This is a genomic window from Agrobacterium sp. 22-209-1 (assembly GCF_053522485.1).
The window spans coordinates 1-15,222 of record NZ_JBNWCH010000009.1; the positions used below are offsets into that span (position 1 = coordinate 1).

The 15,222-nt window shown below is 59.5% G+C and carries 15 protein-coding genes; 9 read left to right on the forward strand and 6 right to left on the reverse strand.

Going from position 1 to position 15,222, the window contains the following annotated elements; all coding sequences use genetic code 11:
- The first annotated feature begins 915 nt into the window (after positions 1–915).
- Complete coding sequence (locus tag ACQZ48_RS18155) at positions 916–1,446, forward strand: hypothetical protein (RefSeq protein WP_448729145.1); 531 nt, start codon at positions 916–918, stop codon at positions 1,444–1,446.
- A 302-nt stretch (positions 1,447–1,748) separates the two neighbouring features.
- Here ACQZ48_RS18155 and ACQZ48_RS18160 read toward each other — a convergent pair whose 3' ends face one another.
- The 4 genes from ACQZ48_RS18160 to ACQZ48_RS18175 all read right to left on the reverse strand — a co-directional run bounded on the left by ACQZ48_RS18160 (position 1,749) and on the right by ACQZ48_RS18175 (position 4,573).
- The gene (locus tag ACQZ48_RS18160; protein ID WP_448729146.1) at positions 1,749–3,242 is read right to left on the reverse strand and encodes a DNA cytosine methyltransferase; all 1,494 of its coding nucleotides are present in this window, start codon (positions 3,240–3,242) and stop codon (positions 1,749–1,751) included.
- 53 nt (positions 3,243–3,295) lie between these two features.
- Positions 3,296–3,685 carry a hypothetical protein gene (locus ACQZ48_RS18165; protein ID WP_448729147.1) on the reverse strand — a complete coding sequence of 130 codons (390 nt, stop codon included), beginning with the start codon at positions 3,683–3,685 and terminating at the stop codon, positions 3,296–3,298.
- A gap of 148 nt (positions 3,686–3,833) precedes the next feature.
- The gene (locus ACQZ48_RS18170; RefSeq protein WP_448729148.1) at positions 3,834–4,226 is read right to left on the reverse strand and encodes a hypothetical protein; all 393 of its coding nucleotides are present in this window, start codon (positions 4,224–4,226) and stop codon (positions 3,834–3,836) included.
- On the reverse strand, positions 4,223–4,573 hold the full coding sequence (locus tag ACQZ48_RS18175) for a hypothetical protein (protein WP_448729149.1): 351 nt from the start codon (positions 4,571–4,573) through the stop codon (positions 4,223–4,225). The genes ACQZ48_RS18170 and ACQZ48_RS18175 overlap by 4 nt, the downstream gene beginning before the upstream one ends.
- Positions 4,574–5,163: 590 nt before the next feature.
- On the opposite strand from ACQZ48_RS18175, the gene ACQZ48_RS18180 reads away from it, so the two are divergent.
- The 7 genes from ACQZ48_RS18180 (at position 5,164) to ACQZ48_RS18210 (ending at position 12,823) form a co-directional block, all read left to right on the forward strand.
- The gene (locus ACQZ48_RS18180; protein ID WP_448729150.1) at positions 5,164–6,717 is read left to right on the forward strand and encodes a replication initiation protein; all 1,554 of its coding nucleotides are present in this window, start codon (positions 5,164–5,166) and stop codon (positions 6,715–6,717) included.
- The gene (locus tag ACQZ48_RS18185; RefSeq protein WP_448729151.1) at positions 6,714–7,568 is read left to right on the forward strand and encodes a hypothetical protein; all 855 of its coding nucleotides are present in this window, start codon (positions 6,714–6,716) and stop codon (positions 7,566–7,568) included. Before ACQZ48_RS18180 ends, ACQZ48_RS18185 begins: the two co-directional genes overlap by 4 nt.
- A 205-nt stretch (positions 7,569–7,773) precedes the next feature.
- Positions 7,774–8,310: a hypothetical protein gene (locus tag ACQZ48_RS18190; protein ID WP_448729152.1), complete on the forward strand. Its 537-nt coding sequence runs from the start codon at positions 7,774–7,776 to the stop codon at positions 8,308–8,310.
- Positions 8,310–8,615: a hypothetical protein gene (locus ACQZ48_RS18195; protein ID WP_448729153.1), complete on the forward strand. Its 306-nt coding sequence runs from the start codon at positions 8,310–8,312 to the stop codon at positions 8,613–8,615. The genes ACQZ48_RS18190 and ACQZ48_RS18195 overlap by 1 nt, the downstream gene beginning before the upstream one ends.
- Positions 8,612–8,911, forward strand: a complete 300-nt coding sequence (locus ACQZ48_RS18200) for a hypothetical protein (protein ID WP_448729154.1) — start codon at positions 8,612–8,614, stop codon at positions 8,909–8,911. The genes ACQZ48_RS18195 and ACQZ48_RS18200 overlap by 4 nt, the downstream gene beginning before the upstream one ends.
- A gap of 50 nt (positions 8,912–8,961) precedes the next feature.
- Positions 8,962–10,974: an AAA family ATPase gene (locus ACQZ48_RS18205; RefSeq protein ID WP_448729155.1), complete on the forward strand. Its 2,013-nt coding sequence runs from the start codon at positions 8,962–8,964 to the stop codon at positions 10,972–10,974.
- A 625-nt stretch (positions 10,975–11,599) separates the two neighbouring features.
- Positions 11,600–12,823 (forward strand): hypothetical protein, encoded by a 1,224-nt coding sequence (locus ACQZ48_RS18210; protein ID WP_448729156.1) that lies wholly within the window; start codon positions 11,600–11,602, stop codon positions 12,821–12,823.
- A gap of 252 nt (positions 12,824–13,075) precedes the next feature.
- Here ACQZ48_RS18210 and ACQZ48_RS18215 read toward each other — a convergent pair whose 3' ends face one another.
- Both ACQZ48_RS18215 and ACQZ48_RS18220 read right to left on the reverse strand, forming a co-directional pair.
- Positions 13,076–14,218, reverse strand: coding sequence for a ceramide glucosyltransferase (locus ACQZ48_RS18215; RefSeq protein ID WP_142914250.1), 1,143 nt, complete (start codon positions 14,216–14,218; stop codon positions 13,076–13,078).
- 213 nt (positions 14,219–14,431) lie between these two features.
- Complete coding sequence (locus ACQZ48_RS18220; RefSeq protein ID WP_035262940.1) at positions 14,432–14,701, reverse strand: DUF982 domain-containing protein; 270 nt, start codon at positions 14,699–14,701, stop codon at positions 14,432–14,434.
- Positions 14,702–14,914: 213 nt separating this feature from the next.
- Here ACQZ48_RS18220 and ACQZ48_RS18225 point away from each other — a divergent pair, with 213 nt between their 5' ends.
- Positions 14,915–15,163, forward strand: coding sequence for a BON domain-containing protein (locus tag ACQZ48_RS18225; RefSeq protein ID WP_077982057.1), 249 nt, complete (start codon positions 14,915–14,917; stop codon positions 15,161–15,163).
- Positions 15,164–15,222: the final 59 nt, after the last annotated feature.

Sequence of the window (15,222 nt, forward strand, 5' to 3'; positions counted from 1 at the left end):
CACGGGCGCGGACTTCAGGGGAGAATTTGTTCGTCGTCTTGCTTGTCATAGACCCTACTTCTCACGAGTTGGGGTCTCCGGTAAATCCGGTGCGGTTCAAGATCGATGACGGCGCAAGCATAAAATCGAATAAATCGGAATATTTTTCAGTGTAGTTTTTGTTGCAGTAGTAATTATGAGGATCTGTAAACAAACTTTTTACGATCGGATCCGCCGGTATGTCGCCCTGCAGAGCCGCCTGGTGGCCAGATTCCGCCGGCGGTTGGTCATCGGTTCTGATGACGCGCTAAAGCAAACCCTCAAAATATGCTGACAAATTCGCCTGTTATCGCCCCAGAACAGCTCATTTCCGGATGTCGAAATTTCCACCGGCGCAATCGGCCGGCGGTAAAACGGGGTCATCGACTGCAGCGGCAAGGGATGACGGAGTTATCCGTTGAAATGCTGACAATAAATGACACAAATCTTGTCATTTCTTCCGCTGCACTTCACGCCAGTCCGCCGTCATGAAGACGGTGATGAGAATGCTCAAAAAGCGGGTCAAGAAGTGGCCTCTGAGAATTCTCCTGATACCGAATGCCGGAATGGCGCCAGAGGCTCTGTATGCCCCTTGTAATCGATTGATGAGGCATTCGAGGATACTGGACGGCAGGCGGATCCGAAATCGACGTCGACCGTCGAAGGGATACGAAGAACGCACCCGAACACGCATCGGCGCCTGCAGGCACACCCGACCACACCAGCACATGCACACAGACAGTCCAGCGCAGCCGCCCACAATCCTGGGCGAGAGCGCGGAACCCGCAACCCCGCCGGCGCAACTGGTATCGGCATCGTTGACAACAAGCCGGGCGCGCATAATCTACGGCGGGCAACTCGGGGGAGATGATGGGGAGCAAGTCTCAGGTCAGATCGATGCAGCGTGGCGCCCAGAAGCGTGATCGGGCGCCGATGTCGAAGGAATCCGACTACGGCAAGCTTCCGCCAAAGAACCGGGAGGAGGATCGCGCCCATCTTGGCCTGACGGAGGCAGCCGCGGCGAAGATGGCCACGACGCTGACGGAGAAGATCAGAGGATACGCCCGGGCGGGCTTCCGCAAGCCGGCCGATGTCTCCCGGCTCCTGAACAAAGAAGGCATCAAGACCGCCGCCGGAGCCGAGTGGAATCCGAGAACCGTCTATTTCCTGCTCGGCCGCATCTTCGGGGACAGCCCCCGAAAGCCGACGGCGCCGCAGTCGACAACATCCAAGCTGCCGGAGCAGAACAAGTTCGAGCAGGCGCGGCAGAAGGCTCGGAAGCAGCGCGTGAAGGAAGCTGTGGCCACACCGAAGCCGGAGCGGCCTCCGAAGGCGATCAAGGTGCGGGCGCCGTCAGCTCCAGTGCCACTCACCGCTGACGAGATGGCGGCGAGGCTGAAGGCGCTGCGGGATCATTTCAACGCTTGATGCAGCCGCCGTTGATCGGCACCGCACGCAGGAAATCCATCAGTACGATGTCATCGTCGTAGTCCGGGCGGCATGGGATCGAGAAGCGCGGCCGCTCATCGAGGGGCAGCCGTTCTCCGTCTGCAGCGGCGATCAGTCGACTGGCGGCTTCGATGGCTCTGTCTCAAGATTCGGGTTCGGTCATGCGTCCTCCTTTCCGGATCTGCATGATGCTCGGCAAGCAAGATGTATTCCTCGCTACCGAGTGGCCGATAGAATGCCCTTGCAGCGGGGAACTGCACCCGGATCCGGCTGGTTTCAGTTTATTTGTCGCGAGGTAGACGGTCGCTGTCGGAGGGCTTCACGTCCGGCTCGTGGCGCGGATCCATGTTAGGACCGACATCGATGTGGAAGTCACTGGCCTCTTCGTTCGGTGTCTCTGGCGCCCAGCGTCTGCGGAGCTTCGTTTTGCCAGAGGATTCGGAAGGCGCCACGTCGGAGACATCGGTAGCGTGCGGGCGGCGGCCGAAGTCTGGCATAACCGGCTTGGGCTTCTCGCCCTTCTTCAGGATCTTGCGAGCGTATTTCGAAGGCGGCCGGTCGGACATGTATTCGTGGTAGAGGCGCAGCGCGGCGCGAAGGTCGGACTTCTGCCGCACATCGAGAGTGGCGAACTCCACCGTGTCTTCCAGATCGGCGAGTTCGAGGGCGATGTCCTGGTATGTCCTGCCGTGCAGCAGTCGCCGGGCGCGGTTCACGCGCGACTTGACGTTGGCAATGCTCGCCGGAGTGAAATCCTTATCAGGATGATCCTGCAGGAACTTCTCGAATCCCGGGTCAATCGCTGGAATGGATCTGCCCTCGGCCCGGGCGAGGATGACTTCACCGAGCTTCTCGGCCAAAGGCGGCGGTACGGCGTTGGCGATCATCTGCATGACGTCACGCTTCGAATATTCCTTGCCCGTCCGTCGAAGACGATATCCGCCCATGTCAAAGTCGGCGGGAAAGCCCTGAATCCGCATGGCCTGGTGCTCTTTGAGCTGGAAGGCTTCGTCATAGGTCATGTGATCTGTTCGGTGCGGGTTCTCGCGATAGGCCTTGTTCGGCTTGCCCGTCGACGACCTGATGATCGTTGGTGCTGGCCTGTCGAGCCGATGAACGCCCTTTCCATTCGTGTAGGGCCGAACGAAGTATCCTCCTCGGCGGATCAATTCAGCGTCGTCGGGGAAGCGATCGGGATCAAGGATCGATCGGACAGGCACAGGTGTTTTCGAAGCTGCATCCCGGATGGCGGACTCCAGGAATCCGTCCACTTCGCCAAGACGACCGATGCAGAAAAAACGCTTTCGGGCCTGTGGTGTGCCGTAGTGCGAAGCCATCACCATGAGTTCCGTAAGACCATACCCCGCTCTTTTCCATATCGCCCGGGCCTGGCGGTAGTTGAGGCTCAGTGGCGCGCGCTGAGTATTCTCGAAGATGAACCATTCTGGCCGAACGACGACGATCGTCATCGCGAAAGCTTGTGTCATCGCTGCGTTCTTGCCGAGAACGCCTTTGCCAGCGGTCGAGTAGTCCTGGCAAGGCGGACCTCCCACGATCATCCGTGGCGAGGATCCCATGATATGCAGAGAGGCCGCGGCGACGTCGCCGAGGTCGACCTGGAACGCCTTGGACTTGTTGTTGAATTGCCAGACATCGATCGCCTTGTCCCACTTCTCATAGCCCGTCAGCGGCTGGAGACCAGCTTGTTCCAGTCCTAGGCCAAGCCCGCCGATTCCGGCGAAAAGTTCGATAAAGCGCATGTTCGGATCCTTCACGGTTCCCTCCGTGAATAAGGACCGTATCTGAATCCTTCGTAAAGCCCTATCGATCAGCTCAGATGGCAGATCTCGCGGCAGAAGTTTGAGGCGTGATCGGCTGCCGATTTAAGGATTCGAGGCGCGGCGGAGCACTGATCCTTGGCAATGGCGACCGCGAGCTGCGCGCAGCCATCCTGAAGATCGTCGAGCAGGAAGTCGCAGATGTCGACATAGCCATGATCATCATCCTGGTCGGAGATGTAGACGAAGGATTCGTGGCGGGCGCCATTCACCAGCCGATCGGCGAGGAACGAAAGCCCGTCGGAAACGATCAGGTTCGTGCAGCCGAGAACCGTGAACACCCGGGCGAGGATTTCCATCTCCCACACCTGACCGATGTGGACGAACGATGGCTCCTGGCGTGTCGCTGCCGTGTATTCCGGAAATGTCTCGATATTCATTCTGTCGTCCTCCCAGAATGATGATCGATCACCGGCGAGAACCGCACAACGAAAAATGGCCGAGCAGTGCCCGGCCAAAGTCGTACGAGATAAGAACATGAAATGTTCGATATGATGATGTGCTCCGCCTTCGCCGGCCGCAAGGCCGTCACAGAAGATCCATCTGCCTGAGGCGCAGCACCTGCCGCCTGTATCGGGCGGCCATCTTCAGGATTCGCTCGGCGAGCTGGTCGTCTTGCATGGCCCGCTCGATCGTCGCTTCGCTCAGCATGTGGCCGGACGAGGAATCGGACTTGCTGAATCCTTTACCGTTCTGTGTCCGGGCGTAGTCCGCGTCCCGATCCGCCACGATCTTCAAAGCCTCCAGGGCCGCCTTGATCGCCTTGCGGCGTGGGTGGTGTGTCGGCGCGCGGAACTTTAGCCTTAAGACAGGTCGGATCGTGACGGGCGTGGCGGTCGGGCCGTCACTACGGAAATCCGGAGATTCCTGATTCTCAAGTGAGAAGTAATGGGAGGACGGCGATGAATCGAGACTGGTCATAGTGATGCTCCTGTCGGCGCCTCCGAAGACCCGGAACGGTGAATTTCGCGAAGCTGGTGAAGATCGGAGCGCAGGAGGATTCTGGACTGGATCTTCAGCTTCGTCTCGCGCGTGTCAAAGCCTCGTTGCTTCAGGAGGTCCTTCGCCAGGCGGATGATGCCCTGCATTTCAGAAGACGGATGACCAAGGCCACAGAACACCGCAACGGCGGCGGCCAGCGCCCGGTCAACGTCCGATGCTTCGGGTCGACCCTTCGTCTCTTTGGCACCCAGAGCCGCCTGCGCCTTGCGATACGCCGCGGTTCTCCGGCGACCCACCTCGTTCTTCGGATTAGCAATCCTCGGCATCCCGTCCTCCTTTCCGCACTAACCTGCACTACGCAAAAGATCGGGCGTGGCGTTGCAAGGGACAAAAAGGCCGGCACTACTCCAGTAGGTGGAAACGCGGTAGCTGGTCGAGCGGAGCGGGAGCGGAGCGCTCACGAGAACCGTCAGGTTTGTCGCATCCTGGAGAGTCGTAAGCCCATCCGGAACATCGCGGCGGTGATGACCCTTCCGAGGTCGCGCGCACGCCCACACACGCAAACTCTCTTAGGGTTGTCCAGAGTTGACAATTTGGACAGGCCCACAGCTCCCGCGTCGCAAGGATTTGTCCATTTTGTTTTCGTCTCAAAAATCCCGACTTTAGCATCGCCTGAAATACGTCTTCGTCTCAAAAATCCCGACTTTTCCGCTCGTTCTCGTCCAGTGTGCGGGATTTCTGGGACGAAGACCTTCATCGCCATCACTACCGCGTCTTCGTTCAGTCTGTAACGAACACAGGACGAAGACGCTGAAACCCCTGCGGCGCAAGGTTTCGTCCTGTTTCCATCGCGAGGTGGACGAAGACGTTGCACCGTTCTCCGCCGGCGACAATCATAGTTGCAGGAGGACGACACATGAGACCACACCGCCAGAATTTCAGACCGAAGCCACGCGGCTCCCTTTCAACCGCTCTCGCGAAGCCGAGCAACCTGGAGCACATTGCTCCGGAATCTCCGAGGCCGGTCGAGCTGCTCAAGGGAATGACGGTCGACGGGAATTCGAAGCTGACATCAGACGATGCCGCGCTGCACGATCTGCTTCTGTCCTCGGCCTATGAAGCCGATCGTGGTCTGACCGCCGATATGCACACGATTCCTATGTCGCATGTCCTGCACTACTTCGGTGCGGAAGCTCGCCGGGATGCCGTGAAGGCATCATTGAGGCGCCTACTGAAGAACACGGTGTCCTTCGGCACGGACGACGGCCAGCGTTATCAACAGGTACCGCTGCTCGTCTCCTGGCTCTCCAGCAAAAACGACGTCGAGACCATCCACTTCGGCCTGCCGGATCCAATGCGCAGGATCATGACCGAGAAGCGGGAGTTCGCGTATCTCGAACTCGCTGCGCTGCCGAAGATGAAATGCAAGTTCTCGCAGCCGCTCTATCGTGTCCTCCTGGCAAAGGTGTGGGAGTCCGGCCGCGTATGGTTCCCGGGCGAGGACAACACCGTCGTCGTGACCGCCAGCGTTGACGAGATCGGAACATGGGTCAGTTTCCCGCGGGAGAAGGATGGCAGCATCCACAGCGGCAAGCTGCGCACGCGAATGCTTGAGAACGTCGCTCGGGACTTCGAGCGCATTCGGGCCTTCAAGATCGCGGTCAATCCGATCAGGGGCACGACCCGGGGCAACCCGATCGTCGAAGTCGAGTTCGAAATCACGCTCGCCGCTCCCGACCACCGCCGCATCCGCGCCAGCTACGACGGCGCCGGGATCAAGCAGTTCGGCGGCACGGATATTGAAGAGTATCGTGTCCGATCGGACATCTGGTTGAAAGCCATCAACCAGCTCATCGCCACCGACACCTCATATGTCAATCTGAGCCATCAGGTCCTGTTCCGCCTCTGGACGGCCGCCATTAATGAAATGCTGAACGGGGAGCCGATCTCGGAGGGATACCACAACCGTATCTTCCGCGGTGAAAGCCTCCGCGATCAGATCGACAGGCTCGGCCCAGATGCTGCCGCGTGGGGCTTTGTCCAGGAAGAGGCGGAGGATCCGGATCTGCTCAGCAGAAGCAAGCAGGAAAGGATCGAGATCGCCAGCGTCGGCGAATCTGCGCGCCGCAGTCGCGTCTGGGGGGATGACGCGAAGCCGGTCGCTAGCTTACCCGGGAACTCTCTGGTTCAGCACGCTCCCGCGGTGCTCTTCGAATCCTGCAGCGATATCAGGCTGACGCTCAACGATACGCTGACGACGATCGATGCGATCGAAGAAATGGTTCTCGATCCGATCCAATACTACCGGGCCTGGAGTGGTGAGCAGGAGAAGACCTTGAAAGTGCAATGGCGGCTGGACGGAGCCGAGGATCACATGATCTTCCGGAAGAGGATTTCAGAAGGCGATGCAATGGAGCTTGCCAAGCGCCTGTCGAACCACATCGAAGGCTCCATGGAGTACGCCGCATGACCGAGACCATTGATTTCCATGAGGTCCGGCCGCGCCTCCGCTTCCTGCTCTCGAACGAGGCGAAGGAAGAAGGCAAGAAGCTTGCGAACCTCTTCTCGACCTATTCTGCCAGCAAGGATCCCAGCCGGACGAGCAACCAGTTCAGCTACATCATCGGCACCATTCGAGGCGGACGGTTTCCGAACGTCGCCCGCGCAGATGAAATTATGAAGGGCATCCTCGTTGCATCCCTGCAGGTGATCGTTGATGGCCGGCGGTTGCCCGAGTGGCTGATGTGGAGACAGACCTGGGCCAATGACCTTGCCGACGGCCGGCCGCAGCACATGCTCGCTTCCGCGAACTACATGGTCGACTACCAGGACAAGCTGGAAGAACTGCTCGATACGAGCGGACAGGAGCCTGATGCCGATGAGGCCAAGAACCCTCAGGCATTCTTGTCGGGCGTTCGTTCGCTATCCGACGTCGCAGATCCCGTCCTTCGCGAGCGCATCCGGAAGAAGATGAACGACGAAGCCACGCTCGCCGTCTACAGCAACAGAAAACTCTACCGAGATGGCGAGATCGGCGATCGTGCTAGGCGCTCGATGATCTCGATGATCCGCCACGAAATGAACATGACCGAAGAGGAGAAGATCCGGGAAAAGGCTCGAGCGCGCGAGGACGAGGAAAAGCGCTGGCTCCGAGTTCACGCGAGGAATCTGATCTCCGAATTCGAACTCGTCACGGGGGAGAAATTCGACCGCAAATGGAAAACCAAGGAGGATCTCCATGCTGCTCTTCGCGAGCAGTTCAGCGATTACCATGATGAAAAGCTATCGATCCGCACGCTGATGCTGGGTGGATGCAAATAACGGATATATCCGTTAAATAATCCTTTACCACTTCCGCAGGATCCGGTACACGAAGGGCTCACAACCTCTCCGGGTCCTGCTAAGTCTTGTCCCGGATAAAGGAAACGACGTCAACATGACCATGGAACTCCTCATAGCCCGAATAGACGATTGAACCGCCCACGAGGCGGCCGCTCTTCTGTGTCTATGTTTCTGGAGTTTCCACATGTCCTTCGTCCGCAAGTTCTACATTTCCGACACTCACTTCCTGCACGACAATATCCTGCAGCTCTCCAACCGCCCCTTCACGTCGATCGAGGCGCACGACGAACATCTGATCCAGCAATGGAACGCGGTCGTCGGCGAGCAGGATATCGTCTATCACCTCGGCGACTTCGCCTTCAGCTTGAACGAGAAGGCCGACAAGATCCGCTGGATCTTCTCCCGCCTGAATGGCCGCAAGCGTCTGTGCATCGGCAATCACGACCTCCGCCATGGCGAGCTGCATCCCACGATCGCCGGCCTGCCGTGGGACAAGCGCCCCGAAGGATTCATCTTCGCCGAAGACGAAGGCCACAAGCTCGTCCTCGCACACTACGCCCAGCGGTCCTGGCAGTGGGAGCGCAAGGGCGGCTACCATTTCTACGGCCACGCTCATGGCGCGCTGCCCGGTATCGGTCGGTCCCGGGATGTTGGTGTCGACATGCCGGACGTTCGGTTCACGCCGTCGACGTTCAAGGAACTGACGGAAGGGATGAAGTGATGTCTGACACCGCATGGCGAGACGCTCTCTTCGCTCGGTACGGAGATGCTGTTCCTGCTGCCGACCGCATCTTGGTCAGGGCTGAAATGGAGCCGTTCATCGAACAGATGCTCGCCGCGCTTCACGAAAGAGGCTTCCTCCACGACATCGAGTTCACCGGCTTCGAGGAGCGCGCACCGGGCTGGCTGATCTCGCACTTCCGTTATCGGCACGATGGGTTGTCCAAGCGCCGGAAGCGCCTGATCGAGGATGCCATCGCCGACTGGAGTTTCTATCTGCCCGCTATGAAGGAGACCGACGAATGACCATTGACCTCGACCTTCTCCCAAGAGGCTGGCGCGCGATGGCGCAGGAGCTGCTCGAAAAGGCGCGCAAGCAGTTCGGCGGCATTGTCTTCACGAACATCTCCGCTAACCCTGGTGGCTGGCTCACCGTCGACTTCGACAAGCATTCTGTCGGTGTAGAGCAGAACTGGCGGGCTTTGAAATTCTGCGAGGGCTATTCATCGATGTCCTGGCACATCTGCTCCGAGTGCGGCAGCCACCGCGCACAAGTCCATCCCGGCCGCGTCTTCGCGATCTGCGATGAATGCCGCAACTGATTCCCATCAACCCACAGAACCGCTTTTCCGATCAACAATGTGGGTGACACATGTCCGACGAAACGAAATCCATCGATCGCTGGATCGCCGAATTCCATCTGCATCGCGCGCTGCGTCCGTATCGCACCAACCGCGCGTTTGTCCTTGTTGTCGTCATTCCGGGCGACGATGGTGCTGGCCACTGGCAGCAGGCGGCCTACGACATCCTCAAGGCAATGGCGACGGAGAGCGAATGCGAGGATGAATATGACTTCTCTCGCCGCAACGACTACCGCGCGGACTTGTTCGAAATCACTCCGCGCAAGGTGAACGAGAAGGTCATTCCCAACAAGGATGATCCCTGGACGACGGTGACCTTCGCCAATTTCCGTTCGGTCTTCATCTGCCGCCGCGGTGACAAGGAGGCCGTCCTCGCTTCACGCACGTCCGCCATCGCCGATGCCGTCATCGACGTCGCCGATCTGGACATGGCGCTGGTGCAGCGCGCCATCATGGAGGTCACGGGCACCGAGGTCACCGTCGACGAGGCCAGCGAGATCATGTCGTTGCCCGCCGAAGTCCGTCTGGTGCTCCGCAAGACCGGACGCGGCGTGAAGAACGTCCTGCAGCGTATGCGCGGATTCCAGCCGCCCCAGGCGGAAGCTGCTCCCGTTCTGCCGCAGAAGACGGACGATGGCCCGCGTCTCGAGGATTTGCACGGCTACGGTAGCGCGAAGGAATGGGGTCTGGAGCTGAAGCGTGATCTCGAAGACTACGATGCGAGCGTCATCGGGTGGGACGACGTCGATTCCGGCCTGCTCCTGTCCGGCCCGCCCGGCTGCGGAAAGACGACGTTCGCCCGTGCGCTGGCGAAAAGCCTCGGCGCGCACCTTGTCGTCGGCAGCTATTCGACCTGGCTCGGCACGCGTGACGGCCACCAGGGAAGCCTGCTGCGCGCGATGCGTGACGCTTTCGATGAAGCTCGCAAGAATGCGCCGGCCGTCATTCTCATCGACGAGATCGACAACTTCCCGCAGCGCGGATCGCTGGGCAAGGCCTCCCACGACGACTGGAATCGCGGTGTCGTGAACGGCCTTCTCGAATGCCTCGACGGCGCTATCGACCGCCCCGGCGTGATAGTCATCGGGGCGACCAACCATCCCGGCAACATCGACGCTGCGCTGCTGCGCCCGGGCCGTCTCGACCGCCACATTGCCATCGAGCTGCCCGACGCTGCCGCGCGCTCCGCGATCCTGCAGTATCATCTGCAGGCAACCGTGGATGTCTCGTCCGTCGTCGCCCGCGCGGAAGGGTTCTCCGGCGCAGATCTGGAGCGCATCGCTCGCGATGCGCGCCGTATGGCGCGCCGCAAGCAGGTGCCGGTCAGCGTTGAGCATGTCTCCGCGTCGATGCCGGAAATGCGCCCGCTGTCGCGCGAGCAGCGTCTGGAGACGGCCATCCATGAACTCGGCCACGCGGTTGTGGGCATTGCTTTGGGTCACCGCGATCTCAAGAACATCGTCGTCCACAAGCAGGTTTTCGCCAACGTCGCGGCGCAGGCGGCTGGCTACGCCGAGTTCTCCGGGAAGTTCGGAGAGCGCAAGAGCAAAGGATGGTGGCAGAACGAGATCGCGATCTATCTCGGATCCGTAGCAGCCGAGACGCTGCTCATCGGGGATCACTGCGACGGTGCCGCTCATGACCTGCAGCAGGCCACCGATGCCGCCCTGCACATGCTCGCGGTCGCCGGATTCGGCGCCGGCCTGATGTCGGACGGCTATGGAGCGGACATGTCGCTGCGCCGCCACCGCCTCGAACCCGAGGTCAACGAGATCTTGCACGAGCAGCTCCTGCGCGCGAGCCAGCTTGTGGAACGCTATCGCGACGTCATCGAGCGCCTTGCTGAGGAGCTGGCTGACAAGGGCGAGATCTCCGGCGAAGTGGTGGCGGCTGCCGTTCGCGATCACAGCAAGCCCCTCCAGCCCGTGCTGGCGCAATCTGCAGAAATCACCCGGACACAAACCCCGCGTTCGGTTAATGGGGATTTTACAAAGGATTCACCGCAACCGTCAGCACAGCGTTAAGGCGCCGACGATAGGTTGCCGGGTTGAACAACAGAACAACAACGGAGGTATCCGTGATCGACAACATCGTTAGTCTCAAGCCGTTCATCGACCGCCTGCAGGCTGCCGAGCGCAACGAGCGGGAATACTACGCCGAACGGGACGAGCAGCAGCGCGAGACGGAAGAGCAGTTGGATAACTGGGATCGCTATCTGGCATCGCGCGGCCTGACCGAGCACGACGGACCTGAGGATCCCGACGGCGGCTTCATCAGTCGTATCGACCGCGAGGTCAACCGGGTGATGGCGGAGTTCGAGGATCTGGTGGATCGTCAGGTTCGTGACCAAGAGGATGCCCTGGCGGCGCTCGACGACATCCGCCGCGTCCTGGATCCGAAGTCGTCGGTTCCAGCTCGGAAGGTTCGGGATCCGCATCCGGATGAGCCGCTGACCTTGTTCGAGGTCGTGTGCCTGCCGGAGCTGGGCGGCCAACTCTATGTCGGCAAGGACCTCCCGGGAACGCCCAGTCCAAACTTCACGGTCAAGACGCTTCGCGGGGCCATATCGCGTGGGCAGCTAGCTGTCCTCCGGCCGAACGACAAGAACATGTACGTGACGAGAACGATGATAAAGGAGTGGCTGGACGGATGCCGAGAGAAGTCGACGAACCCCACATTCTCGAACGAAAGCCCCGCTACGACAAAGCGGGCAAGCTCACCCACAAAGGCACCTGGTTCATCAAGCACGGAAGCAAGCAAGTTGCGACAGGATGCAGTTTCTCAAATGCTGAAGAAGCTAAGATAGCGAGGCAGGAAGCGCTTCTGAAGCTCCACGAATACAATGTGGAGCGCTACGCGAAGGTCGAGATCAAGGGTGGTCTGCTAGCTTCCGAAGTTAAGGTTGGGGATCTGATCCTGTACTATTTGCAGGAGCAGGCGGAGATCATCGAGGCTATGAAGCCTGCTAAGAAGCGTGAACTGCTCGGCATGATCGAGCGGCTCAATGCATTCTGGGGTGAGTTGTTCGTCTCCGAGATCAAGCGCAAGAAATCTCAGGAATACCAGAAGGGCCGCAGCCAGTCGGTTGTCCGCAATGAGTTGATCCAGTTCCGTGCGATCGTGAACTTCTGCGCCTCCGAGGGAAAGGTAAAGAAGTATGACGGCGAGCTGAACTACGCCATCCCTCCAAGCCTTCCCGCGCGCATGCACTACTACTCGTTGGAGGAGTTCCTGAATCTCTACAAGGCTGCGCGCCGCAGGCGCCACATGTGGCATGGCAAGCCCACCCACAGGGTCGCCACCCACATCGCCCGCTTCATGGTCGTCGCCGCGCTGACCGGAAGCCGGACGGCCGACATCATCACGGCATCGTTCTACGACGAGCCGGGGCGCCCGTGGGTGGATCTCGACAACCAGATCTACTATCGCGCTGCCGACGGCGAACGGGTTCCCCACAACAAGCAGGCAAACCCGTGCCGGATCCCTGACCGCCTCGTCGAAGTCATGAAGCGCTGGCGGGACGGCTACGGGAAGGTGAAGCCCTCACGATACCTAGTGGAGTTCGCAGGAGAGGCTGTCGACTGCAAGAAGGCGTTCCTTCGTCTTCGTCGCGAAGTCATGTCCGAGGAGCGTGCTGCGCAGCTCAACCGACACTCCTTCAAGCACACCTGCGTTACGTGGCTGCTTCAGGCCGGGGTTCCGATCGAGGATGTCTCGACCTACGTCTCCACCGATGTCCAGACGCTCCGGAAGACCTACAGCCATGTGATTCCCGGGGAATACTCCCCAGTCAACCAGGCGTTCGCCCGAAAGAAGCGGGTTGGATCGGAAACGCGCCGCGACCGCTTCCTTGCGGAGGAGAAAGCGGCTTGACTCCTGTCGGGAGTCGGTCCATTCAGCAGTTGTTCCGGTGGCAATTTACCGCCAACGAACCGCCAACGGAACAACGGAATTTAACGGGAACGAACGGGTATCAACGGGCGTTCTCAGATATCAACAATGCTTGTCTTGCCGTCCGAGGCGCTGGTTTGGGACCAGAGGGTCGGGAGTTCGAATCTCTCCACTCCGACCATTTTAAAGCAAAACATCAGCTTTCCGGCGTAACGTCTTCCAAATAGCTGTGATTTATTCCGTTGATGGACCGGCCAGGGTGCTTTCTGCCGTGCCGATTGTCATGACATTGCCGCGCCATGCCACCGCGCTGCCGATCCAGCTGCGCGCCCAGACGATGGGCATGATCATGTCGCGGGCGATCATCGCCGGCAGTGTGTGGAGCGATACCGGCCAGCGGTTTAGGGCCGCGAGCGCAAGTTCCGGCACGTACATGAGGGCGAGGACGGCAAAGGCGGTTGCGGCGAGGTTTACATCCATCATCGCCGCGGCGGCAAGCGCGAAGAGGAGCGGGGGAAGCGCCCCGGTGAAGATTTCCGGCGCGAAATATTGCGGGAAGGTCACGCGTCGCAACCGCGCCCAGCGGGTCTGGCGCGACCAGATCTCGCCGGCATGACGCTGGCCGAGCGGCTGCTCGAACGGGGCGCTGACCAGATGCACCTTGCGGCCGGCGTTTCGCACCAGTTTCGTCGAGGCGGCGTCCTCGGCGATTTCTGCAGCAAGGGCGCGAATGCCGCCGTGGTCTTCTAGAAACGGCTTGTTCCACAACATAGATTTGCCCTGCGCGAAACCGATGCCGATCGCTTCCGCCGCATATTGCCAGCGTCCCTGCGAGCCATTCAGGAAGGCGCATTCCACATTGGCCCAGAAACCGGCCGGACGGGAGCCGAGCGGCGGCGAGCAGACCAGCCCGCTGTCCGGCCGCCAGGCCGACATCATGGTGGCTATATAGGACTTCGGCATCAGCACGTTCGAATCGGCGAGAATCACCCATTCATGTTTGGCGGCGCGCCAGCCCTTGACGCAATTGTTCAGTTTCGGATTGGCGCTGATACGGTCATCGCCAATGAGCAATTGCATGGAAACCGAGGGAAAGGCGGCTTGCGCGGTGCGAACTTCCTCGATCACGGGATCGAATTCATCGGCGACGCAAAACAGCAGCTCATAATTGGGCCAGTTGAGTTCGAAGGCGCGCGACAGGGTCAGCGACGTGAAGTTTTCCACACCGCGCAGCGGCACCACAAGCGAGACAGCCGGTGTTTGCCGGACAAGATCGTTTTCCGCGTCGGGTCTCGTCAGTCGCCAGCCGGCCAGAACGATGCCGAGAAGATTGAAGCCGAGGAGCAGAATTGCGCAAAGGGCAAAGACAGTTTCCATGCTGGCCAGTTCCACTCCCAAGCTTCGGCGGTCTGCGCGCCAATCGATTCCATGGAATTCGTCTCTGCCGATTATAACGTTTGCGTGACAGTTACATGTCATCATCGGCTTGTGGGGAGGCAACGCCGTGCATCAGGGCGCCGCAGAAGCTGCGTGCGCAAAAGAAAAGCCCTCCGCATGGAAGGGCGCAATCGTCATGACAGTCGATAAATTTTAGTGGACGTTCAGGATATGGGCATGACTGCTTGCGACGAGAAACGATTCCCGTGCTTTCTCGATGTCGCATCTGCCCGCGATGGCATCGAGGCAGTTCCTGCGCGCCTCTTCATATTCCGGCCCGTGTTCCTCGGGCCAGCGGTACATCAGCATGTCCAGCGCCACCAGCGGGCTGTAGATTTCTACGGCGACGCACAGCGGCAGGTGAATCGCCACCGGTTTCATCCACGAGGCGTGGTGACACGGCTCTGTTCTGTTAATCAGCATATCATTTTCCTCCCTGTTTTAGCTGTCTTGGAGGTCGTTCTCTCTCCTATGCGCGAAATGCCTGCCTCACGAAATGGTTCCCGATCACCAAAAATGTGATCGGTCAGGGGGTTCCAATTTTCCAAGATGAATGGAAGATGAACAAACAGATGAACCGGAGATGAACAAAACCGCCATCAGGGCGTTGTTATGTCCATAAGAAGGAGAACGCATATGTTCAATTTGTCAGGCATTCAGGAAAGCTTCTTCGGGGACCGCATGGCCGGCGTATGTCAGGCAATCACGTCGGCTCTGGCTTTCGAATCCGGGTTAGAGAAGTCGCGGATTTCGGCAACTGTCGAAAATGATGTGATCTATCTGGAAGGTACGGCCGATTCGGTAGAGGCGATCGACATCGCCATCAACCTTGCCTCTTCCATTTCCAATTGCCGGATTCTGAGCCATATCGAGCCGGTCTACTGACCATTGCGCCAGCCGGGCGAAACCTCGTCCGGCTAATTCTAACGCAATGACGCGGCAAT